The organism is Herbiconiux daphne, assembly GCF_024979295.1.
In the GTDB taxonomy this organism is placed as follows: Bacteria; Actinomycetota; Actinomycetes; order Actinomycetales; family Microbacteriaceae; genus Herbiconiux; species Herbiconiux daphnes.
Genome location: NZ_JANLCJ010000376.1, coordinates 1 through 713, shown reverse-complemented (window position 1 = coordinate 713; position 713 = coordinate 1). Strand labels below are relative to the sequence as shown.

The 713-nt window shown below is 51.8% G+C and carries 1 protein-coding gene; it reads left to right on the top strand.

What is annotated here, in order from left to right; translation table 11 throughout:
* Nucleotides 1–195, top strand: a 195-nt coding sequence (locus N1032_RS25335; protein WP_259543357.1) for a hypothetical protein, incomplete at its 5' end; no start/stop codon positions are given.
* Nucleotides 196–713: the final 518 nt, after the last annotated feature.

Sequence of the window (713 nt, the reverse complement as noted above, 5' to 3'; positions counted from 1 at the left end):
CGCCGTGGCGTTATCGCGCAGCAGCTGGCCGGGATCGACCCGAACTATGTTGCGTGCTATATCGGGGAGTTAGACGGGGAAGAGCGTAGCGATCTGCTATCGCTGAACCAACCGGCGCTATTGCTTGATGCCCTGGCAGCTATCAAAGTGCTATCGGCACGCGTCAAAGAGCTGGAAGCGAAGCTCAACAAATAACCGGTAAAGCCCCGATCATTAAAAGGATCTTTGCGATAGGGGCGATCCTGGTATATTGTGACAGCCAGAAACGACAAAACCCGCCGGGCAAGGCGGGTTATGCGGGTCGAAACCTAGATTTTAAAATCTTGCTGGGCAGCGGGATTTTAAAAAGACACCTCTTAAATGGGGCGGCTTTCTTGCATCTAAAGATAATGAATCTCTCTAGACTTTGCAAGCATTCTAGCAAATCACCTGCAACGCTCGCGCTATGTCGTTGTTTTGCCGTTGGGTTCGGTGTATTTGGGCGGTAAGGCGCGCGGGCAGGCTGACAAGGGGAAAGCTATCTGTAGCCACCGAGGAACGCCGACACCTAAAACATGATCATGCTACCGGGTAAGGAATGAGAAAACGCCACCTAGATAGAAACGGCGGATTGTAGCGGGTAAGTTGTCATGGGTCGGTTACGAGATCGGGATAGCGGCTAAAGCGGTGGAGGAAACGACACCTAACTTTAGGAACTCGTATGAGTTCCGATA